The organism is Bradyrhizobium sp. HKCCYLRH1034 (genome assembly GCF_051168375.1).
Classification (GTDB): Bacteria; Pseudomonadota; Alphaproteobacteria; order Rhizobiales; family Xanthobacteraceae; genus Bradyrhizobium.
In genome coordinates this window covers 46,963-68,519 of sequence record NZ_JBNPUW010000003.1, presented here as the reverse complement: position 1 = coordinate 68,519, position 21,557 = coordinate 46,963, and the positions used below count along the sequence as shown (strand labels likewise).

General features: G+C 65.7%; 19 protein-coding genes. 8 read left to right on the top strand and 11 right to left on the bottom strand.

What is annotated here, in order from left to right:
• Window positions 1–184: 184 nt before the first annotated feature.
• The 4 genes from ACQR0W_RS07430 to ACQR0W_RS07415 all read right to left on the bottom strand — a co-directional run bounded on the left by ACQR0W_RS07430 (window position 185) and on the right by ACQR0W_RS07415 (window position 5,342).
• Window positions 185–1,495, bottom strand: coding sequence for a hemolysin family protein (locus ACQR0W_RS07430; protein WP_316170956.1), 1,311 nt, complete (start codon window positions 1,493–1,495; stop codon window positions 185–187).
• Window positions 1,496–1,752: 257 nt separating this feature from the next.
• Window positions 1,753–3,738 (bottom strand): carbohydrate porin, encoded by a 1,986-nt coding sequence (locus tag ACQR0W_RS07425; protein WP_316170955.1) that lies wholly within the window; start codon window positions 3,736–3,738, stop codon window positions 1,753–1,755.
• 345 nt (window positions 3,739–4,083) lie between these two features.
• A complete protein-coding gene (locus tag ACQR0W_RS07420; protein WP_315752260.1) occupies window positions 4,084–4,365 on the bottom strand; it encodes a hypothetical protein in 282 nt (93 codons plus the stop codon).
• Window positions 4,366–4,511: 146 nt separating this feature from the next.
• Window positions 4,512–5,342 carry a creatininase family protein gene (locus ACQR0W_RS07415; protein WP_316170954.1) on the bottom strand — a complete coding sequence of 277 codons (831 nt, stop codon included), beginning with the start codon at window positions 5,340–5,342 and terminating at the stop codon, window positions 4,512–4,514.
• A gap of 122 nt (window positions 5,343–5,464) precedes the next feature.
• On the opposite strand from ACQR0W_RS07415, the gene ACQR0W_RS07410 reads away from it, so the two are divergent.
• From ACQR0W_RS07410 to ACQR0W_RS07380, 7 genes are all read left to right on the top strand, one after another.
• Entirely contained in the window at window positions 5,465–6,466 is a 1,002-nt protein-coding gene (locus ACQR0W_RS07410) for an ABC transporter substrate-binding protein (RefSeq protein ID WP_315752323.1), read from the top strand.
• 25 nt (window positions 6,467–6,491) lie between these two features.
• Entirely contained in the window at window positions 6,492–7,292 is an 801-nt protein-coding gene (locus tag ACQR0W_RS07405) for an ABC transporter ATP-binding protein (RefSeq protein ID WP_315752258.1), read from the top strand.
• An 83-nt stretch (window positions 7,293–7,375) separates the two neighbouring features.
• Window positions 7,376–8,104 (top strand): ABC transporter permease, encoded by a 729-nt coding sequence (locus tag ACQR0W_RS07400; RefSeq protein ID WP_315715432.1) that lies wholly within the window; start codon window positions 7,376–7,378, stop codon window positions 8,102–8,104.
• The gene (locus tag ACQR0W_RS07395; protein WP_315825482.1) at window positions 8,104–9,087 is read left to right on the top strand and encodes a 2-hydroxyacid dehydrogenase; all 984 of its coding nucleotides are present in this window, start codon (window positions 8,104–8,106) and stop codon (window positions 9,085–9,087) included. Before ACQR0W_RS07400 ends, ACQR0W_RS07395 begins: the two co-directional genes overlap by 1 nt.
• 92 nt (window positions 9,088–9,179) lie before the next feature.
• Complete coding sequence (locus tag ACQR0W_RS07390; RefSeq protein WP_315715433.1) at window positions 9,180–9,776, top strand: AprI/Inh family metalloprotease inhibitor; 597 nt, start codon at window positions 9,180–9,182, stop codon at window positions 9,774–9,776.
• A gap of 159 nt (window positions 9,777–9,935) precedes the next feature.
• Window positions 9,936–11,588, top strand: coding sequence for a PAS-domain containing protein (locus ACQR0W_RS07385; RefSeq protein WP_315752256.1), 1,653 nt, complete (start codon window positions 9,936–9,938; stop codon window positions 11,586–11,588).
• A gap of 107 nt (window positions 11,589–11,695) precedes the next feature.
• A complete protein-coding gene (locus ACQR0W_RS07380) occupies window positions 11,696–12,025 on the top strand; it encodes a hypothetical protein (protein WP_315715302.1) in 330 nt (109 codons plus the stop codon).
• A gap of 3 nt (window positions 12,026–12,028) precedes the next feature.
• Here the strand turns inward: ACQR0W_RS07380 and ACQR0W_RS07375 are convergent, their stop codons facing one another.
• On the bottom strand, window positions 12,029–13,504 hold the full coding sequence (locus ACQR0W_RS07375) for a PLP-dependent aminotransferase family protein (protein WP_316186615.1): 1,476 nt from the start codon (window positions 13,502–13,504) through the stop codon (window positions 12,029–12,031).
• An 85-nt stretch (window positions 13,505–13,589) separates the two neighbouring features.
• On the opposite strand from ACQR0W_RS07375, the gene ACQR0W_RS07370 reads away from it, so the two are divergent.
• Complete coding sequence (locus ACQR0W_RS07370) at window positions 13,590–14,450, top strand: DMT family transporter (RefSeq protein WP_316186616.1); 861 nt, start codon at window positions 13,590–13,592, stop codon at window positions 14,448–14,450.
• A gap of 11 nt (window positions 14,451–14,461) precedes the next feature.
• On the opposite strand, the gene ACQR0W_RS07365 is transcribed toward ACQR0W_RS07370, so the two are convergent.
• The 6 genes from ACQR0W_RS07365 to ACQR0W_RS07340 form a co-directional block, all read right to left on the bottom strand.
• Window positions 14,462–15,175 (bottom strand): hypothetical protein, encoded by a 714-nt coding sequence (locus ACQR0W_RS07365; RefSeq protein ID WP_316186617.1) that lies wholly within the window; start codon window positions 15,173–15,175, stop codon window positions 14,462–14,464.
• A gap of 149 nt (window positions 15,176–15,324) precedes the next feature.
• Window positions 15,325–15,519, bottom strand: coding sequence for a JAB domain-containing protein (locus ACQR0W_RS07360; protein WP_315752322.1), 195 nt, complete (start codon window positions 15,517–15,519; stop codon window positions 15,325–15,327).
• Between the two features lie 73 nt (window positions 15,520–15,592).
• Window positions 15,593–15,823 (bottom strand): helix-turn-helix domain-containing protein, encoded by a 231-nt coding sequence (locus ACQR0W_RS07355; RefSeq protein WP_083938734.1) that lies wholly within the window; start codon window positions 15,821–15,823, stop codon window positions 15,593–15,595.
• A gap of 512 nt (window positions 15,824–16,335) precedes the next feature.
• Entirely contained in the window at window positions 16,336–19,224 is a 2,889-nt protein-coding gene (locus ACQR0W_RS07350) for an ATP-binding protein (RefSeq protein ID WP_434840664.1), read from the bottom strand.
• A 202-nt stretch (window positions 19,225–19,426) separates the two neighbouring features.
• A complete protein-coding gene (locus ACQR0W_RS07345; RefSeq protein ID WP_434840665.1) occupies window positions 19,427–20,434 on the bottom strand; it encodes an aldo/keto reductase in 1,008 nt (335 codons plus the stop codon).
• Between the two features lie 55 nt (window positions 20,435–20,489).
• Window positions 20,490–21,245, bottom strand: coding sequence for an alpha/beta fold hydrolase (locus ACQR0W_RS07340; protein WP_015669966.1), 756 nt, complete (start codon window positions 21,243–21,245; stop codon window positions 20,490–20,492).
• Between the last annotated feature and the right edge of the window lie 312 nt (window positions 21,246–21,557).

The window sequence follows — 21,557 nt, the reverse complement described above, 5'->3', positions numbered from 1 at the left end:
TACGCAGGCCGCGTCTTCACGTTCCCGCGACATCGGCTGTCCGGGGTATGCCTGATCGCGCGCCACTCGCTCGATCTGCGCCTCCGCCGCGTGCGAGGGAGGTCGCATCGCATGGCAGATGCGATGCGGGTGCGAGAATGCTCCGGCGGGGCGCACTGTCGTTGCGGCGACAGCACGGGTTCAGCTACCCCACATTCGGCTCGCCGCCCTCCGGCGCGAGCCTGGTCGCCAGGATCTTGTCGATGCGGCGGCCGTCGAGGTCGATGATCTCGAAGCGCCACCCTTGCAGCTCGAAGCTCTGGCCGACCTCGGGCACGCTGCCGAAGTGCTGCAGCACCAGGCCGGCGACGGTGTGATAGCCGCGATGTGGCGGCACCTCGATGGCGAGGACGTCGGCAAACTCGTCGAGCGGCATCCAGCCGGAGACCAGCAGCGAGCCGTCGTCGCGGCGGACGCAGGCGGGCTCGGGGGGACCCTGCTCGGACGAGAATGCGCCGACGATCGACTCCAGAATATCCGCCGCGGTCACGACGCCTTCGAACGCGCCGTATTCGTCGTGGACCAGCCCCATATGCACGGGCGCTACCTTGAGGATCGCGATCACGTCGCGCGCATCGACGGTGGAGGGAATGATCGGCACCTCGCGCACCAGGTTGCGCAGGTCCGGCGTCTCGTCGCGCAGATAGGCCGCCAGCAGGTCCTTGGCCTGGAGCACGCCGATCGGACGGTCGCGCTCGCCGTCCGACACCGGCAGGCGCGAATGCGGGCTCCTGGCGAGCAGCTCGCGAATGGTCTTGGGATCGTCGTTGAGGTCGACGACGTCGACCTCGGGGCGCGGCGTCATGATGGCGCCGACCGGGCGGTCGCCGAGCCGCATCACGCCCGCGATCATCTCCTTCTCGCCCGGCTCGAGCACGCCGGCAGTCTCGGCCTCGCGCACCAGATGATGGATCTCCGCCTCCGAGACCTTCTCCTCGGCCTCGCCGGAACGGCCGAGCAGCGTCAGGATCAGCTTGCCGGAAAGGTCGAGCAGGACCACCAGCGGCAGCGACACCTTGGCGAGCACCTGCATGGCCGGCGCGACGCGGACGGCAATCGCCTCGGGATCACGCAGCGCGAGCTGCTTCGGCACCAGCTCGCCGACGATCAGCGTGGCATAGGTGATGATGGTGACGACCAGGCCGACGCCGACGATGTCGGCGACGGAAGCCGACAGGCCGAGCTCCAGCAGCGATTGCGTCAGGCGCTGGCCGAGCGTGGCGCCCGAGAACGCGCCGGAGAGCACGCCTACCAGGGTGATGCCGATCTGCACCGTCGACAGGAACCGCCCCGGGTCGGACGCCAGCGTCAGCGCCCGCCGCGCGCCGGACACGCCTTTCTCGGCCAGCATGGCCAGCCGGGCCGGCCGCGACGAGACGATCGCGAGTTCGGACATCGACAACAGCCCGTTGACGACGATGAGGACGACGATGATGGCGAGTTCGACTGAGAGCATTTCGACCTGTGAGCGCCCGAAGGGGCGGGGAATGGAGACAGGTCCTAGCATATGGGGATGGCAAGCGCCCAATGCCGCATTGCGGTAAGCGCATGGGGGACTGCACCCTGGCGGCAGGTCAGCTTGGCGCACCGACGGGCGCATCATCCTCCGCTGTCGTCCCGGCCTTGAGCCCGGACGACACCCATTTGTGGCGCGAATTGTGGCTCTCATCGGCGCTCGACTGCCGGCCTCGACGGCGGCGCAGCCTGTCGCCCTCAGAAATCCCCGTGCAACCGCCCGGAGAAGATCGACACCGGGCCGCGGTCGGCGTTGTAGGCGGGGTTGTTGACGAACTGGTAGTCCGTCGTGAAGGTCAGGTATTTGTTGATCGAGTAGGCGTAGTAGGCCTCGATGATGTTCTCGCGCCGATAGTTCAGCGCACCATCGCCGATCAGCGGGCCGAGGCCGCCGGCGGCTAGGAAGGCGCGGTGGTCGCGCGACAGCCCGTTGGTCACGCCGGCGAGGCCGATCGTATCATCGGGACGGCCCCAGCGCGTGCCCTTGATCGAGGTGCCGAACGACAGGCTGTTGTCGATGTCGGTGAAGGCCATGATCTCGGTCTTGCCGTCGTTCCAGCTCCAGCGGCCGAACAGGCCGAGCTCGTCTGACAGCGCCTGGTCGAAAGAGACGACGTAGCCGTATTTGGGGCGGCCGCGGCGGGTCTGGGTGATGTCGGCATTAAGCGCGGGATTGTCCAGCGTCTCGCGGTAGCTGCCGGAGAAGGTGTTGTTGAAGAAGCCGATGGTGCGCAGGTGGCCCGGCTGCGAGAACAGCTGATAGCGCGTCTCCAGCTCGACGACATAGCTGCCGCGCCTGAACACGTTCGTGTCGAAATTGTTGGAGTTCGAGGTGGCGTCGACCAGGAAATAGCCGGCGCGCAGCGCCCAGTTCCTCTGGTTCAGCTCGGCGGTGGCGCCATAGGTCAGGCCGAGCTTGTCGGCGGCGTAGTCGAAGGCACCGGGCGCCCAGATCGACCAGTTCATGAAGTCCTTGCGCGCATCCTTGGCGTAGGCGTTGCCGTCGAACACGTCGAGCACCGGAAATTTGCCGATCTGCACCGTGAGACGCGAGATGTCCTGCTTGCCGGACAGCTGCAGCTGGCCGCTGCCGAGCTGCTCCTGCTCGCCGCCGAAGCCGAAGGTCTGGCGCAGGAACAGCCGCGAGGTGTTGTAGTGCGGATAGGGGAAGTCGGACTTCTGCGCTTCGCCATTGGGGAAGCCGCCGAGTCCGACGGTGTTGCTGAGGCCGAAGCCCTGCAGCAGCTCGGGATTGTAGTAGACCTCGCCGCCGTCCCACAGCCGCGCGTTGATGTACAGGCTGTTGCTCCAGGTCTCCTGGAATTGGCGCGCGGGTGTCAGGCTGTTGGCGCCGGTGTAGGCGGCGCGGAACGCCGGATAGCCCTGGCCGATCACGGTCGCCTGGCCGTGGATCTCCCAGCGGTCGGATTCGGGATCGGACGGATCGCTCTTGAGCTTCAGGTCGGGACCGCTGGCGAAGTCGAGCTTCCGGTTGAGCCCGACCCGCAGGGTCTGGAAGTCAAGTTGCGAATTGTAGCTGGCGCCGTTGGAGAAGCGGACGCCACCGTTCTCGAAATGGCTGTAGAGATATTCGAGGCGCCAGCTCCAATGCGGCGCAAAGCTGCGTTCGATGCCGGCGCCGGCGGCCCAGCCGAGCCGCGTCGTCAGCAGTTTCTCGGTGTCGCCGGCTGCATTGGTGTTGATGAAGCGGCCGCCGGTCCAGGCAAGTCCGCCGGTGGCATAGACCAGCCAGTCGCCCCTGATGTAGCCGACGCGGCCGCGGGCGGTGGCGACATAGTCCCACAGCTCCGAGACGTTCGAGCCGGGCGTGCCGAGCATCGCGACGGTGTGGTTGGAGGTGAGATAGTTCGGAAAGCTGAAATCGCCCTCGAGCCCGAGCAAGAGCCCGGAGCGGGTGACCCAGTTGTAGCCCGCCTGAACGCCGCCAGTGAGACCGCTGAAAGGGCTGCCGGTGCTGACCGTGCCGCTCGGGTCCGTCAGGGTCGCCCGGCCGTGGTCACGTGTATAGCCGGCATGGACGCCGACATAGAGGCCGGTCCAGTCGAACACCGTCTGCGCCATCCGGGCCTTGACCGGCAGGTCGGCGGCAGCGGCGGGGGCAGCGAGCGCGGCGATCATGGCGCCGGCCGCGATCACTTCCCGGGTGCAGTTCGAACGGATCATGGCGGCGGATTCCCAAGGCAAGGCAAACGACACAGGCAACGTCACAACTGATTGCCCGCGCACAGTCACGAGAAGATTACGGAGTCGTCGATGTTTGATCGGAAGTGTGGATGACACGCGGCAATTCAGGGATGATTTATATTGCGATTAATTCGCAAGAGCAAGCGTGGGGCGATCTGACCCGGTTTCTGATCGAGGGTGTTGCGCCCACGCAACAATCGGCCCGCCCGGGCGGCCGGGCGGGCTGTCGAGATCGCAGATCGGGGCAGGTAGACGCCCGGCCTTGGCGAATTTGGCGAGGCGAGCCTTGGCCGCGGCTGGGCGGGGCGCGACGAAAGCCCAGCATCAATAGCCGCAGGCCCTGACCCGGCCGACATACTGGCCGTAGACGTTGTACTGCGGCACCCAGCGGCAGTACCGATAGCCACCGCCATAGTAGTAGCCGTCGTTGCTGGCGGCGATGGCGCTGCCGACGACGGCGGCTCCGACGAGGCCGGCACCGACGCCCCAGCCCCAATGGTGATGATGGAAGCCGTTGGCCGCGGCAGGCGTCGACGTTGCGGCGATGCTGCCGGTCACGGCGAGAGCGGTCAGCGCGAGGGCGGCAATCTTGGTCTTGATCGACATGGTGAAGGCTCCTGTTTGTTGTTGCGGCGGCCGGCGTCGGCCGCTTGCCAAATTGGACGGAGCCTTTTCGAAACCGGTTCGAATCGCCTGATCGCGATCGACGCCGTTCGAAGATTCATCAGAAGATCCAGAGTGTTATCTCTGGCTCAGCCGCCCGACAGGGGGCCGCGGCGAAGCGTGTTCACGTCGAAGTTATCGATGTCCGCCAGCAGCGCACAGAACGCCCGCGCGCCGTGGTCGAGCACGCGCTCGCCCTTCTCCGCCGACGCCTGCGTGGCATCGCCGACCGCGCCGCCCGCATTCAGGTCCTGCGTCTGCCAGGCCATCGGCGCCGGCCGCTGCGTCGAGAGCACCTTGTAGGTCGTTTCCATCTCAGCGCCGCGCGAGGGAAAAGCGGCGATCGCATCGCTGCGCACCAGCGTGGGATGGCGGGCCAGCATGATCGAGGTCTCGACGGCGCCGCCGTGAATGCCGTGCCGCAACTCATCGGGCGAGAACAGGCCGTCGGGCGCACCGAAGCGCGACCACGACGTCGTCACCACCAGCATGCGGTGATCAGCGCGCAGATCCTGTGCGACCAGGGTCATCGCGGCACTGTTGCCGCCATGGCTGGTGACGATCACGAGCTTCCTGATCCCGGCGCGCGCGACGCTGTCGCCGAGCGCACGCCAGCTCCGCAGCGCGACCTCGGTCGGCATGGTCAGCGTGCCCGGATAGTCGATATGCTCGGTCGAGATCCCCACTGGCTGCACCGGCAGGACCGTCACCGGCAGCGACGGCGGCAGCAGCGCGCGCACCTGGGCGAGATAGGCCTCGGCGATGTAGACGTCGGTGCCGAGAGGCAGGTGCGGGCCGTGCTGCTCGGTGGCGGCGAGCGGCAGCACTGCGATCCAGCGCGCGCTCTCGGGCGTTCCCGCCTCGGGCGTTGCCAAAGCGGGCCAGTGCAGCTCGGTCCAGTCGCGGGGCGGCAGGGTCATCGCGCGGGCAGTTTCCTTCGTCCGTGGGGCAGGGTAGGTATCACCCGAACGATCTTAACATGTTCAGCCAGAAAGAACCGGGGAGACCAGACATGGCGCAGGCGCTTCTGCCGCGAACGTTAATGGCGGCATTGCTGGTCCTCGGCGGGACTTTGGGCGGGATGATCTCGGCGGCCCATGCCCAGACTCTGGACAAGGTCTCGTTCGGCACCAACTGGGTCGCCGAGGCCGAGCATGGCGGCTTCTTCCAGGCGGTCGCCGACGGCACCTACAAGCGCTACGGTCTGGACGTGACGATCGTGCCGGGCGGTCCGAACGAGAACAACCGCATGCTGCTGATCTCGGGCAAGATCGAGTTCTTCATGGCCGCGAACACGCTGATGTCGTTCGACGCGGTCGCCAACAACGTGCCGGTGGTGTCGATCGCGGCGATGTTCCAGAAGGACCCGCAGGTGTTCCTGACCCACCCGGAGTCCAGGATCACCAAGCTCGACGAGCTGAAGCCGCTGACCCTGTTCGTCTCCAAGGAAGGCATCTCCAGCTACTATCAATGGCTGAAATCGGAATACGGTTTCTCCGAGAAGAACGTCCGCCCCTACACGTTCAATCCGCAGCCCTTCATCGCCACGCCGCAGAGCGCAATGCAGGGCTATGTCACGTCGGAGCCGTTCGCGGTCGAGCGCGCCGCCGGCTTCAAGCCCGGCGTGATCCTGCTCGCAGACAACGGCTTCAACACCTATTCGACCCTGATCGAGACGCGCCGCGACCTGATCGAGAGCAAGCCGGACCTGGTGCAGCGTTTCGTCGATGCCTCGATCATCGGCTGGTACAACTACATCTACGGCGACAATTCCGCGGGCAATGCGCTGATCAAGAAGATGAACCCGGAGATGACCGACGACCTGCTGGCCTATTCGGTCGCCAAGATGAAGGAGTACGGCATCGTCGATTCCGGCGACAGCGTGGAGAAGGGCATCGGCGCCATGACGGAGGAGCGCATCGCCAGCTTCTTCGACAAGATGGTGCGGGCCGGCGTGGTCAAGTCGACGATCGACTATCGCAAGTCCTACACGTTGCGTTTCGTCAACAAGAGCGTCGGCATCGATCTCCGGCCGAAGAAGTAGGACGCTTGAGCGGCACTTTCAGCAAATGAGCTCACCCCTTTCGTCCGAGCGCGCCGTCGCGACCGCGGTACGCCTGCGCGGCGTCACCAAGGTGTACGAGTCCGGCGTCGCCGCGCTGGGGCCGATCGATCTGACCATCGCCAAAGGCGAGTTCGTCTCGCTGCTCGGCCCCTCCGGCTGCGGCAAGTCGACGGCGCTGCGGCTGATCGCAGGCCTCGCGCGCCCGAGCGGCGGCGCGGTCGATGTCGCGGCGTCCGCGTCCGAGACGCATCCGGGCCATCGCATCGGCTTCGTGTTCCAGGAGCCGACCTTGATGCCCTGGACCAGCGTGCGCGACAATGTCGGATTGCCGTTGAAGCTTGCGCATGTCCCGGCCATGGAGGCGCGGCCGCGGATCGATGCGGCCTTGGCGCAGGTCGGCCTGTCGGATTTTGCCGATGCTTTCCCGCGCGAATTGTCCGGCGGCATGAAGATGCGCGCCTCGCTGGCGCGGGCGCTGGTGACGCGGCCCGACATCCTGCTGATGGACGAGCCGTTCGCGGCCCTCGACGAGATCACGCGCTTTCGCCTCAACAACGACCTGCTGGCGCTGTGGCGCAGCCTGAACATGACCGTCCTGTTCGTCACCCATTCGGTGTTCGAGTCGGTCTACCTGTCGCAGCGCGTGCTGGTGATGACGGCGCGGCCCGGCCGGCTCAGTGCCGAAATCCGGATCGACGTCGACTCGCGCGATGATGCGTTCCGGGCCTCGCCGGACTACGCCGCATACTGCCGTCGCGTCTCCGACGCGTTGGCGCCGGCCTACACCGGAGTGCATGCGCTGTGAGCGGTGCCTCCGAGCGAGCGACATCCGTTGCGGGCGAGCGGCTGGCGAGCCTCGCCTTTCCGGCCTTGGTTTTCGTCGCAGCGATGACGGCGTGGGAGTTGGTGGTGCGCGTCAACGGCATCCAGCCCTATGTGCTGCCGGGGCCGCTGCTCATCCTGAAGACCTTGGTTGCCGACTGGGACATTCTGGCGCAGTCGCTGCTGACGACACTGGTCACCACGCTCGAAGGCTTCATCGCCGCCGCGCTCGGCGGCATCGCGTTGGCGCTGTTGTTCAACCAGTCGAGATGGCTGGAATGGGCGCTGTTTCCCTATGCCGTAGTGCTGCAGGTCACCCCTGTGATCGCGGTCGCACCGCTGCTCCTGATCTATCTGCCGCAGCAGACCGCGGTGGTCGTATGCGCCTGGATCGTCGGCTTCTTCCCGGTGCTGTCCAACACCGCGCTCGGGCTCAACTCGGTCGATCGCAATCTCGCCGGCCTGTTCCAGCTCTACGGCGCCTCGCGCTGGCAGACCTTGCGCTATCTGAAATTGCCCGCCGCTCTGCCCTACATTCTCGGCGGTCTGCGCATCGCCGGCGGCCTGTCGCTGATCGGCGCCGTCGTCGCCGAGATCGCCGCGGGCAGCGCCGGCGCGGGCTCAGGGCTCGCCTATCGCATCGCCGAATCCGGCTATCGTCTCAACATACCCCGCATGTTCGCAGCGCTGGTGCTGCTGTCGGTCGCCGGGATTGTCATCTATGGCTTGCTGGCGCTAGTTTCGCACCTCGTTTTGCGGCGCTGGCACGAGAGCGCGCTTGGAAAGGACAACTGATGGCGGCTACTTCGTCTGACAAGATCGATGTTCTGATCTATGGGCCGCTGCGGCCGATCCTGGAGAAAGGGTTCCCGGACGGCTTCACCGTGCACCATGCGACGACGCAGGCCGATCTCGAAGCGCTGCCGGCGGACGTGAAAGGGCGGATCCGCGGCGTCGCCGTGACCTTCCACACCGTGAAGACCGATGCCGCCGTGATGGCGATGCTGCCGAAGCTGGAGATGATCGCAAGCTTCGGCGTCGGCTATGACCATATCGCGGCCGCCCATGCCGGCCAGCACGGCATCATTGTCACCAACACGCCGGACGTGCTGACCGAGGAGGTCGCCGACGTCGCGCTCGGTCTGCTGATCGCCACCTGCCGCGAGTTCATCAAGGCCGACCGCTTCGTGCGCTCCGGCGAGTGGACGTCGAAGCCCTATCCGCTGAGCGTCGGCTCGCTGCGCGACCGCACCGTCGGCATGGTCGGCATGGGCCGCATCGGCCAGGCGATCGCGCGCCGGCTCGAAGCCTCGCTGGTGCCGGTGGTCTATCACTCGCGCAACCCGGCGGCGGGCGTCACCAACAAGCACTATCCCGACCTGCTCGCGATGGCCAGGGACGTCGACACGCTCATCGTGATCGTGCCCGGCGGCGCCGGCACCAACAAAATCGTCAACGCCGAGGTGCTGAAGGCGCTGGGGCCGCGGGGCGTCGTCGTCAACGTCGCCCGCGGCTCGGTGATCGACGAGCAGGCTTTGGTCGCGGCGCTGAAGTCCGGCACGATTCTCGGGGCCGGCCTCGACGTGTTCGAGAAGGAGCCGGCGGTACCCGACGAGCTCAAGGCGATGGACAATGTCGTGCTGCTGCCACACATCGGCTCGGCTGCCATCGTAACCCGCAACGCGATGGATCAGCTGGTGGTCGACAATCTCAAGGTCTGGTTTGCCGGCAAGCCGCCGCTGACGCCCGTTCCGGAAACGCCGGTGAAAGGCCGCTGATGAAACGCTCGCTCCCAATGCTGATCGCGCTGCTGTCGTCAGTGGCGAGCGTCCCTGCCGTCGCGCAGGACGCCGCCGGCCTGAAGAAAGCGATGATCGGGCAGTGGGAGCTTGCGACCACCGAGCGCAGCAAGACCTGCGTCGTGACCCTGAAGCCGGACGCGGCGCCGCGCGGGCAGAAGCTCGAGCTGGAGCCGAGCTGCGCCGCCGCGCTGCCCTTCACCAAGGACATCGCCGGCTGGAACGTGAAGGGCCTCGACATCGTCAGTCTCCAGGCCGCCAATGGCGAAGCGGTGATCGACTTCACCGAGGTCGAGGCCGGCATCTTCGAGGGACTGCGCCAGGGCGAAGGCGTCTACATCCTGCAGAACCTGGCGGCGGCGCGGTCGCTGGCGAAATCGATGGACCAGATGATCGGCGACTGGGCGATGGTCCGCGGCAATGGCGCCACGATCTGCAGCCTGGTGCTGACCAACAACGACGCCGGCCACGACAATTTCCAAGTGTTCGTGAAGCCGAAATGCGACCCCATGATCGCAGCGTTCGCGCCGAGCCAGTGGCGGCTCGAGCACGGCCAGATGATGCTGATGTCGGACCGCGGCGAGACCTGGCGGTTCGAGGCGGACGACAATGCGCAGTGGCGGCTGGTGCCCGACAGCGCCAATCCGCTGATCATGCTCAGGCAGTAGGACGAGACGCGCGCCGTTGAGCGCCCTTGCCGCGCGGCGGGCAAGCTTCTTCCGGCATCGGATTTGGTTAACGGCCGGTTACACGCCTGTTCCACTGATTGGAACTTGTTGTTTACGCATCTTGCGTCTGATGGTTGTACTCCATCGAGGGGGACCGCCATGCGTGAGTTGTTGCGCCGGTTCAACAGGTCGCTGCCGTCGTTCAGCCTCAACGACAAGATCTCTGCGGCTGCGGCCGCGTTCGCCGTCCTGGTGATGCTGTCGACACTGGGCGCGCTGTCGGCGCTGCGCGAGCAGCGCCTGTTCTACGATCGGCTCGAAGCGCTTTCCATTGCAGCCCGCAACATCGAGCGCACCAACGCGCTGATCTACGCGGTCGTGATGGAATCGCGCGGCATCTACATGTCGTTGGACCGCACCGTCGCGCGGCGCTACGCCGATTCGCAGCTTGCGAAGATCGCGCAGCTGAGCAAGGTGGTCGACGAATGGGAAAGCCGGGTCACAGATGACGACGCCGCGCTGTTCGCCCCGTTCAGGAAGCGGATCGATCAGTTCGTCGCATTCCGCACCGAGATGGCGCGGCAGACGATCTCGGTCGGATCGTCGGCGGCGCGCGAGCTCGGCGACAATGACGAGAATCGCGCGGTGCGCACCGCGCTCAACGAGGACCTCGAGAAATTGTCGCGGCTCTATGCCGACCGCACCCGCGAGCTCGGCGAGGCGGCCGACGCGCGCGGCATGGCCGCGTTCTATCTGGGCGCGCTCGGGGCGGTGATCATCGTGCTGATCGCGGCCGCGGCGCTGGCGCTGCGCTGGGGCGTGCTGATGCCGCTGCTGGACATCGCCCGCGTCACCGACCGCATCGCCGCCGGCCGCATCAAGCTCAAGATTCCCCATGCGCGGCGCCATGACGAGATCGGACGGGTCGCCCATGCGGTGGAGACTTTCCAGAACGGCGCCTTCCGGATTCAGGAGCTCGAGCAGCACGAGGTCGAGATCGAGCGCCAGCACGCCGACATCCTGCGCGAGCACGAGCGGCTGGAGCAGGGCGCGCTCAGCAACCAGCAGCGTCTGGATGCCGCGGTCGCCAACATGGCCCAGGGCCTGATCATGCTCGACAGCTTCGGCTACGTGCTGATCGTCAACGAGCAGTACCGCATGCTCTACGGCCTTCCTGCCTCGGTTGCGAAGCCCGGTGCGCATGTACGCGAGATTCTCGCACATCGCGCCAAGCTGGGCCTGCTGCGCGAGAAGCCGTCGGAGTTCCTCGCCGCGCTACGGGAGCGCATGAAGGCGCGACGGGCCGAGATCGTCGAGGTCGAGCTCGCCGACGGCCGCATCATCCGCATCTCGGAGCGTCCGATGGACGGCGGCGGCTGGATCGCCACTCATGAGGATTTCACCGCGCAGCGCCGTGCCGAGCGCAAGCTCGCGCGCGCCGAATATTTCCTCGCCGCATTGCTGGAGAACATCCCGCAGGCGGTGCTGGCCAAGGATGCGCAGTCGCTGCGCTACATGTTCGTCAATCGCGCCGCCGAGCGCCTGTTCGGCGTGCCACGCACCGACATCATCGGCCGCACGCCGGGCGAACTGTTCTCCGCGCCGACCGGCGCAATCCTCGAGGAAGCCGCCCGCGACCAGCTCGCAGGGCGCGGCGACGATGAGCCGCGAGCCCATAGCATCCTCACACCCGGGAACGGTCCGCGCGACATCGTCGTGCGCCGGCTGCCGGTCTCGATCGGCGAGGGCGAGCCGAAATATCTCCTCAGCATCATCGAGGACCGCACCCAGGATCAGCGCGTGGCGGCATGATGCGTCACGTGGCAAGGCCGTGGATTGCCCTGCCTTGACGTCGCCTTGATCTGCATCAAGAACGGCCGCGCCGGGCGGACTAGCGTGCCCGGAACGGAGGCCTGTCCATGATCCGACGTCTGGGGATTCCCTTTGCTACCCGCCTCGGCGCTGCGGCGCTGCTCACGCTCGCCGTCGTCGCGCCGGTGCATCAGGCTGCCGCGCAGGACGTACTCGGCGGAGCGATCCTCGGCGGCGCCGGCGGAGCGATCCTGGGCGGCGCGATCGGCGGCGGCCGGGGCGCTGCGATCGGCGCCGTGATCGGGGCCGGTACCGGAGCTGCAATCGCGGCCGATGGCGAGCGCCGTCGTGGCGGCTATTATTCCTATCGCAATGGCTGCTATTTGCAGCGCGGCGACGGCTCATGGGTCCGCGCACACCCGCGCTACTGCTACTAAGCCTTATCCGCCGGTCGAATCGGCCGCTTGGCGGCGCAACGAACGCGCGGCCGGTGGCTTTGTCGCGCGCTCCAGCGCGTTGATGACGCGCGGATCCTCGCAATGCGCGACGTTGAAGCGCATCATCGTCGCGGCGGATTGCGCCGCGCTGAAGACGTCGCCGGGCGCGAGCACCACGTGTTCATCGAGCGCGGCCTGGGCCACCTCGATTGCCGTACAGCCGTCCGGCAACCTGCACCACAGATGAAAGCCGCCGCGCGGCATCAGCCATGGGGCGATACCGATGCGCTGCAGCCGTGCCGCCACGCGCGGCCGTGCTCGCCCAAGCCGTGCGCGCAGCTCCTCGACGTGCTTGCGGTAGCTGCCGCTGGTCAGCACCTGGGTCAGGGTCTCCGCGGCGAATTGTCCGGGACCGCCGAAGCCGGTCGCGATCTGCAGGTCGATCAGCGGTTCGATCCAGTCCGCGCGCGCCGCGATGTATCCGCAGCGCACCGAGGCCGACAGTGTCTTGGAGAAGCTGCCGACCAGGATCACCCGCGTCAGCCCGTCGAGTGCGGCGAGCCGCGGCGACGGCTCGGGTTCGAAATCGCCGTAGATGTCGTCCTCGACGATGATCGTGTCATGCGCCGACGCGGCGTTGAGCAGCCGGTGCGCCGTCTGCAGCGACAGCGTCGCCCCGGTCGGATTGTGCAGACCGGAGTTGGTGATGTAGAGCCGCGGGCGCTCGGCCGCGAGTATCGCCTCGAACTGCCCGATGTCGGGTCCGCCCGGCGTCATCGGCACGCTGATGATCCGCGCCTGATGCGCGCGCAGCAGCGCGAGGAAGTTGAAGTAGCAGGGATCGTCGACCAGCACGGCGTCGCCGGCACCCAGCAGCATGCGGCAGATCAGGTCGATCGCCTGCGTGCCAGACGAGGTCAGCACCAACTGCTCGCTGAACGCGTCGATGCCGATGCCGGCAAGGCGGCCCTGCAGCAGCCGTCGTAGCGCCGGCGATCCTCGCGCTGCGCCGTAGTCGCTCAGCACAGGGCCGGCGCTGCGCGCCAGCGCGCGGACCGCGCGCCGCAGCGCGTCCTGCGGCATCCACTCGGCCGGCAGCCAGCCGCAGCCGGGCGTCAGCGTTCCCGGTCCGGCGTCGAGCGACTGCCGCGACACCCAGAACGGGTCGACCGCGCGCGGACGGCGCGGCTCGCGATCGGCGAGGGCCAGCGGCGGCAGCGCCGTGTCGGCGACATAGAAGCCGGAGCCGCGCCGGGCACGGATCACGCCCTCGGCGGCGAGCCGGTCATAGGCCTCGACCACCGTGGCCGGCGACACGCCCATCGCCGCGGCGAAGGCGCGGATCGAGGGCAGGCGCTGGCCGGCGCTGAGCGCGCGCGTCGCCAGACGCTGCCGGATCGCATCGACCACGGCGATGGTCCGCGAGCCGCCTCGGCGGGAATCGGGCGTCCCTGGTCCCAAGTGTGTTGCCCTTTGCATCAGTACAGATTGTCAAAATTGTATCGGTCTGTCGCTGCCGCAACAAGCCCGATCGGGCTATGGGATCTGCAAGGAGGAGCCGTGCATGAAGGGATCGATCGAGGGCTGGGGGAGCGGCATCATCGGCATGACGATCTTCAGCGGCTCGCTGCCGGCGACGCGGGCGGCACTGGAGGGTTTTTCGCCGCTGTTCCTGACGGGCGCACGCGCGACGCTCGCGGCCGTGCTGGGCGCGCTTTGTCTCACGCTGTTGCGGCAGCCGCTTCCCGGCCGGCGCGACCTGATGTCGCTGGCGGTCGTGTCGCTCGGTGTCGTCATCGGCTTTCCGCTGCTCACCGCCCTGGCGCTCCAGCACATCACCTCGGCCCATGCGATCGTGTTCGTCGGTCTGCTGCCGTTGTCGACCGCCTTGTTCGGCGTGCTGCGCGGCGGCGAGCGGCCGCGGCCGTTGTTCTGGCTGTTCGCAGCACTTGGCGCTGCGGCGGTCTCGGGCTTCGCCCTGTCGCGGGACGGCGTCGCGGCGCCGATCGGCGATCTCGCGATGATCGCTGCGATCGTCGTCTGCGGCCTGGGCTATGCCGAGGGCGCCATGCTCACGCGCCGGCTCGGCGGCTGGCAGGTGATCTCGTGGGCGCTGCTGTTGTCTGCACCGCTGATGCTGTCGATGGCGGTGCTGACGCTGCCCGGCGCGTCACACGACATCACGGCCGCGGCGTGGCTGGGCCTCGCCTACGTCTCCGTCTTCAGCATGTTCGTCGGCTTCGCCTTCTGGTACCGCGGGCTCGCGCGCGGCGGCACTGCGACGGTGGGCCAACTGCAACTGCTGCAGCCCTTCCTCGGCCTCGGTTTCGCGAGCCTGCTGCTGCATGAGCCGGTGTCGGCAACGATGGTTGCCGCAGCCGGAATCGTCGTCCTCTGTGTGGCAATGGCGCGCCGCTGGGCATGAGCCGTCGGCGGCTATTTGCGATGATAGAGTCCAGTGAAGCTGACGCCGGCACCGCCGCAATCATTGTTGTCCTCGACCAGCAGAAGCGCGCCGATTCGCTGCAGGCGCACGCGGCACTCGTCGCCGGCATTCGGCCGCTCGAACGGTGTGCTGCCGTCGTCGACGAAGGCGATCAGGCCGCCCTTGGGCTCTGCCGTCGCGCCGAGCGATCCGTTGCGCAACTCGCGCCCGGCCGGCAACACCTGATCGCCTTCGATCCTGAGCCGGTTGCCGGCCTCCTTCCTGATCGTCAGTCCCCCTCCAGGGTGCTCCCAGCTTCCGGACCAGTCGGCCGTCGCCGGCGCGGCCATCGGCTCGACGGCGGTGAGGGCTGCGCGTGGCAACCAGCCGGTGGTCCAGATCTGGGCCTTCGCATGCGGCTGCTGGTAGCTGACGCAGACGAAATCGCCGCGGGTCCTTCCGATCAGCACGAGGTCGTCGCGGACGAGGTACGCCTTCTTCCGGCAGGCGTCGGTCGCAGCGGGACAGCCTGCGGCCTTGAAGTCATCGTCATAGGGGCTCTTGACGAAGTTCACGCGTGGCTGGCCGCTCACTTTGGCGACGACGAGCGGCCGCGCATCGTCCCAGCCGATGCCATTGCAATTGGCGGGATCGTTGGCGTCGTAGGCAGCCGCCGCCGTGACGGTCAGGACGCCGAGGATCAGTCCGATGAAGGGCGCGCGCATCCGTCATTCCTCTCCACGCTTCGCCCGCATTAGCCGGCGCGGGAAGACGTCCGGTTCAAACCGGCCCGACGTTTCGTCCATCCCGCGGCGATCTTTTGGCAGCTCCGACCGCAGCACGCTGCATGCGTCGTCTCGTCGGCGTCGCGCCTTCACATCACCCCGATGCTCTTCAGGCTGGTGTGGCCATTCCTTCCGACGATGATGTGGTCGTGAACCGTGATGCCCAGCGGCTTGGCGATCTCCACGATCGTCTTGGTCATCCGGATGTCGGCCTGCGACGGCGTCGGATCGCCCGAAGGGTGATTGTGCATGAGCGTAGCGCCGCAGCTATGTAATTGAAGAATAACGGATTTAGCAGGCCGACCATCAAGCGGGGGACGGAGAGTGGGGACGGTAGTGCACGCCAAATCGTGATCATCACGCCTGATCAGGCCCAGTCATCGGTGATCGTCCTGGCGCACGGCAGGACACCATGTTTCTCTTGTCCCAAGCATCGAGTTCGCCAACCGGATATAGGACCGCTTTCCCGATTTTGACGAAGGCGGGTCCGACGCGCATCGCTCGCCAGTTGCGAAGGGTCCCGACGCTGACCGCGCCACGGTAGCGCTCCGAGACTTCCTCTGGCGTCAGATATTTTCGATCGTCCATTGCCGCACTCCCGATCACGCGACCATGAATTCAGTAATTCACGGTCCTGACCGCTCTCGGAAGCTGGATGCATTGTCGATAGTGAAAGAGAAGGCTAACGGCCACGCAAAGGCGTATCGTCCACGTCAACCCGAGATCGAGCCGAATATTTCGACGAGATCGAGCACGTGAAAATCACGAAGGACATGCTCGAGCCGAAGGACCTCCGGAAGATCCTTCTCGTCAGCCCGGATCGAGCTCGGAACTCGGACCCGCGGCGTTTTCACAGAGTTAGGGTCAAAAGCGACCGTCACAGCGCAATCGCGTTTTGGTCCGCTTTCCCTCCAACACCGGACGCAGCCGGCGTCGGTGGCAAGGTCAGAGATGGACCAGAAGCGGAAGTATCCGCGAGAGTAGCGGATGCCCGAGGCATTTGCCGCGCTCCAGAAGTCGAGTAAAAATCCAATCAGAACTCGTAGCCCTTCTGACCGATGGCTTGCCAGTTGCACCAACTTGTGCTCGGGGGCATGTTTTTAGAGTCCTACGCCACTTGTACGGTTCTCTATCTGAGCCAACAATCGGGAGGCACGAACAAGGTCTTGCGTACCAAACCCTTCGGTGAATTCGCCAAAAATCGGAGCGAGCAATTGAACCGCGTCTATCTCGCGGTTTGTCGCCGCCCAATGAGCGGCGAGGTCGGTGGCGATCCGAAGCGCGAAAGTTAACGCGCCGATAGCGCGAGCTTCAGCCAGCGCCTCCTTTAATAGCTTTTCAGCGCGGACTGTTTCGCCATCCTCAAGAAGGATAGATGCATTGACTCGCTGAAGTTCCGAGCGGCACCAGCGCTCGCCCTGCCTTTCCTGATAGTCGATGGCGCGCGTGACGGCGTCACGCGCTTGCGCGATCCGCCCTTGCCGCAGATAAGCACGAGCGAGGAAAGCCAGATAGCTGCCGATCCGCATCAGAAAGCGGCATTCGATCAGTTCGTCAATCGCGGCCCGAATATCCTCCACCGCGCGCGGATCGCTGCGCAATTCGCGCAGGCAGGCGGAGAAATAGCGCTCGACCGAAACCCAGCGCCAGATGCGCTCGCGTTCCAGATTGCGACGCAGGCGTTCCGTGAACATATCGAGCGCGTCAAGATCGCCGATTTCAAGCGAGATAGGAAGTGCGGCGAGCCCAAGTGCGTTCGACTGCGACACCCAATGGCCACCGCGGTCCGCAGCATCAACGGCCTCACGCGCCAGTCGAGCGGCGTAGTCGGCCTGCCCCTGCATCCACACTACAAAAGGCATGTTGGTGCGGACGGTGATGAAGCGGTAGACCTCATTCGCATCCTTGCGCGAACGCCCCCGGACTAGCGAATGGGTTGACGCGAGACGATCGAGAACCGGGCGGCTTTTGCTTAATTCGCCGGCGAAGGCGTGGGCCCAGGCCAGGGCCTTGTCGGCTTCGGATGTCGCCGTCGAATCGGGGTCTCGGTCGGCCAGCGAGGTGGCCTCCTCGAGATAAGTGATGGCACGTGCGATCTCGCCGATCTGGAGCAGATAGAACGCAAAACCCGTCAGCGCGCGCTGCTGAAGGTCGACACTGTCAGCACGCCTTGCGAATGCGATTGCGTCAAGCCAGGTGACTTCGTTCTCGTTCGAACTCTTGCGGGCGTAGAAGAGGCTCCATCCGAGGGCACAGGCGAGCTTTGCCTTGGACAGATCGTCGCATGGAACGCGCTTGGCCAACGCGAGTGCGACCTCCAACCGCGCTTGCGCCTCCGACAGGATGGAGGTCTCCGACCACAGGGTGATCGCAGCAACCGCAAGCCTGATTCCGAGGATGTCATCGCCCTGCTCGCCGAACGACCATGAAAGCGCACTTCTCAAATCGGCAATGCGGCCAAGGTAGCGCTCGGTCCAATCGGTCGGCTCGCGCCATTTCCAATCCTCCTCGGATTGCTCGAACAGCGCAGCCATGCGCTCCGCATGGCGGCGCATCGCCCCGCTGCACGCCGGATCGCCCCGACGCCGCTCGGCGGCATAGCGACGCGTGCTATCGAGCAGCCGGTAGCGCAGGCTCGCGCCCCGCGCCTGCGCGCTCAACAGTGATTTGGCGACGAGACTGCCGAGTGCGGTCGCGACGTCGATCGGCGTGAGACCTGCCGCTTCCGCGACGAAGACCGCATCCTCGTGCTCGAACCCGTCACTGAACACTGACAGCAGGGCGAAGAGCCTGGCTTCCGTCTGCGACAGCAGCCGGTAGCTCCAATCGATCGTTGCCATCAGGGTTTCATGGCGCGGCGGCCCGGCGGCGGCCCCGGTCGCGCTAAAGTCAAGCCTCTGATCGAGGACGACCAACAGCTCCCGCGGGGTGAACCTGCCGATCTGGGCGGCAGCCAATTCGATGGCTAGGGGAAGCCCGTCCAGCGAATGACAGACCGCTGCGATGGCGTCGCAATCCTCGTCGACGAACTCGTAATCCGACCATTCGACGGCGCGTCGAACGAACAACTCCACCGCCGGGAATCTGACGGCCTGATCCACCGACAGCCCAAGGCCTGAACTCGGAGCAGATAGAGAGCCAAGCCGCACGACGTGCTCAGTGGTGGTGCCGAGCGGCTCGCGACTCGTGGCAAGCAGCCGGGATGGCGATGTGTCCGTCATGAACTTGCTGGCAAAGATCGTGGCGGCTGGCAGCACATGCTCGCAATTGTCGAGGATGAGCAGCATCTGCCGCGGCCTCAGATAGTCGAGGACAGCAGCCAGCCCCATGTCCGTATTGCCTCGGATACCGAGTGCCGTCACGAGCGCCGCGCCGAACAGAGTAGGATCGGAGATTGTCGCGAGATCGATGAAGCAGACGCCGTCGCGATACCTTGACACGAACGCCTGGGCGACGGCCAGGGCTACGGTCGTCTTACCGATCCCTCCTGCGCCGGTCAGGGTCACGTGCCTGTCCTCGGCGAGCAGATCGGCGATTTCAACGATATCGGCTTCGCGGCCGACGATGCCGCGCGGCGATGGCGCATGCGAAAGCGGGAGCGGATCGGCCAGCGCAGGCTCCCCCTCGATCTCGCCGATGCCGACCCGGACATCGGCGATGAACTTGTACCCACGCCGCGCCACGGTCGCGATGTAGATGGGCTCGATCTGGGTATCTCCCAGCGAGCGCCGCAAGCTCCACATATTGACCTTAAGATTGCTGTCGTGGACGAACGTGCCCGGCCAGGCTGCCGCCATCAGCTCGTTCTTGCTGACCAGCTCGCCGCGGCGCTGCACCAGCAGCCGCAAGAGCTCGAAGGCGCGTCCGCCAATCTTGACGGGGCGCTCGTCTAGAAGAAGCAACTGACGGCCGGGGACCAGTCGAAACGGGCCGAAGCTGAATGTCAGCTTCTGTCGAGGTGCGCCCCGTTGCCGTCTGGCCGTCCGCATTTCGCATTGCCAATCGATCGAAGAGATCGCTTGGTATTATCATGCACTGCAAACTTGTTGAAGTGAGCCGTTCTGACTTTCACGACCGCTGCGCAAAACCACGCGGGTGTGGCTATTTTTTTGGCTTGCGAAGAACCGCTGTGCTCACAATCTCGACGCTTCATTGGTCGGAACCTCGGCGAACCACCCTCTCACACCCACTTCAACCGGGGAGCGGAGCTGCGGAGTTGACGAGCGCCTGCGAGCGCAGCTCGCGCCAGAAATCGACGGGGACGACTTCCTCGAGCGCGGCGCGATCCTCGGCAATGCGGCCTGGACGGCTCGCGCCGGGAATGACGGCAGTCACCACCGGGTTAGCCAGCACGAACTGGAGGCCCGCCGCCTTCATGCTGATGCCGTAGCGGTCGGCGATTGCCTTGATCCTCCCCACCTTGTCGATGATTTCCGGGGGCGCCGGCGCATATTCAAAATTCGGGCCGCCGACGAGCGCGCCCGAACTGTAGGGGCCGCCGACGACAATCGCGAGCTCATGCTCCGCAACCATCGGGATCACACGCTGAAGCGCCCTCGCATGGTCGAGCAGCGTGTAGCGGCCCGCGAGAAGGAAGCCGTCGGGGCGCGGCTCTTCCAGCGCCAGCAGCAGTTCGATCGGCTCGACCCGGTTGACGCCGAGGCCCCACGCCTTGATCACGCCTTCGTCGCGTAGCCGGTCGAGCGCCTTGAACGCCCCCTTGCGTGCGCTTTCGAACACCGAAAGCCATTCGTCGCCGTAGAAGTCCTGCGCCACGTCATGCACGAAGGCGATGTCGATGTGGGAGGTCGCGAGCCGCTTCAGACTGTCTTCGATCGAGCGCAGCGTCGCGTCTTCGGAATAGTCGTTCACAATCTTGTTCGGACGCCCGTATTTGAACACATCCCCCTTCTCGCCGAGGTCGCGGGCGCCGACATCCTCGATCTCGTCCAGGATCAATCTTCCGACCTTGGTGCTGACGACATAATCGCTTCGCGGCCGGTCGGCGAGCGCGGCGCCCATGCGGATCTCGGCAAGACCCGCGCCATAGAAGGGCGCGGTGTCGAAATAGCGGATGCCGTCGTCCCAGGCCGCACTCACCGTCGCGAGCGCTTCCTGCTCCGGGATGTCGCGAAACATGTTGCCGAGCGGCGCCGCGCCGAAGCCCAATCTTCCCGGCAGAATATTCTTGAGGGCCATATTGCGTGTCCTCGTCTGCGACAGGCAAGTCCGCCCGTGCGCGGCGCCGCCCGTCTCATTCGGTCGCGGAGGTATCCGCGCTTCTGATGAAGGCCGCGACCTCGCGCGGATGCGACAGCATCACCGCGTGGCCGCTTTTGATCTCCGTCACCTTCGCGCCCGAGCGCTTGGCCATGGTGCGCAGCCAGGTCGGCGGGATAATGTGATCCTCCATCGTGACCATGTAATAGGTCGGCTTGGTCTTCCAGGCCACGCGGTCGACCTTGGACTGCACCGCCTGCAATCCAAACGGCAATTGCGCCGCAGCCATGAAGCGCGCGGTCGCAGCGTCGACGCCGCCGGCGAAAGAGGTCGGGAATTTGTCGCGGTCGACGAAGATAAAGTTGCCTTCGACGACGAGCGGACCCTTTTGCTCGCCGGCGGGCACTGAGCCTTCCGACAGCGTGCTGACAGACTCTCCGGCGTCGGGAGCATATGCCGCGAGATAGACAAGGCTCTGAACCTTCGGATTGTCGCCGGCCTCCGTGATGACCATGCCACCATAGGAATGTCCGACGAGGATGACCGGATGCCGCGCCTTGGCGATCACGCGTTCGGTCTCCGCGACATCGTCACGAAGCGAGATCGTCGGCTGCTGGACGACGAGCACTTCATAGCCCGCATTCGAGAGAATGTCGTAGGTGTCCTTCCAGCCCGAGCCGTCGACGAAAGCGCCGTGGACAAGGACGATGGAAACGGTCTTCTCGGCGGCCACCGCGGGGACGGCCGTTGCGATCGACATTGCAACAAGCGCGGAAATAAGCGGCTTCATAGCAGGCTCCGATCCTTGATACGGCGACATTGCCGTTTGATGAGCTTCATTAGCGCAGCTGAGAAGTTGCGGTATTCCCGATTCCTGCGCGACGATGGACGCATCTTGCTCATCTTCGATGAGAGCAGCTCTCGAAGCGGCGGTGCGCGTGCTCCAACCTTTTGCTTTGCTTGCCTTTTACTTCTTTTAACCGTGCCGCCTCTGGACTTCGCTATCGGTCCTTGTGAGAAATTCAGGATCGGCGTGGCAGCGGGCCGGGGCTGCACTCATTTACCGGATGGAATGATCGCTCTCTTGCGATACGGGGCCGGG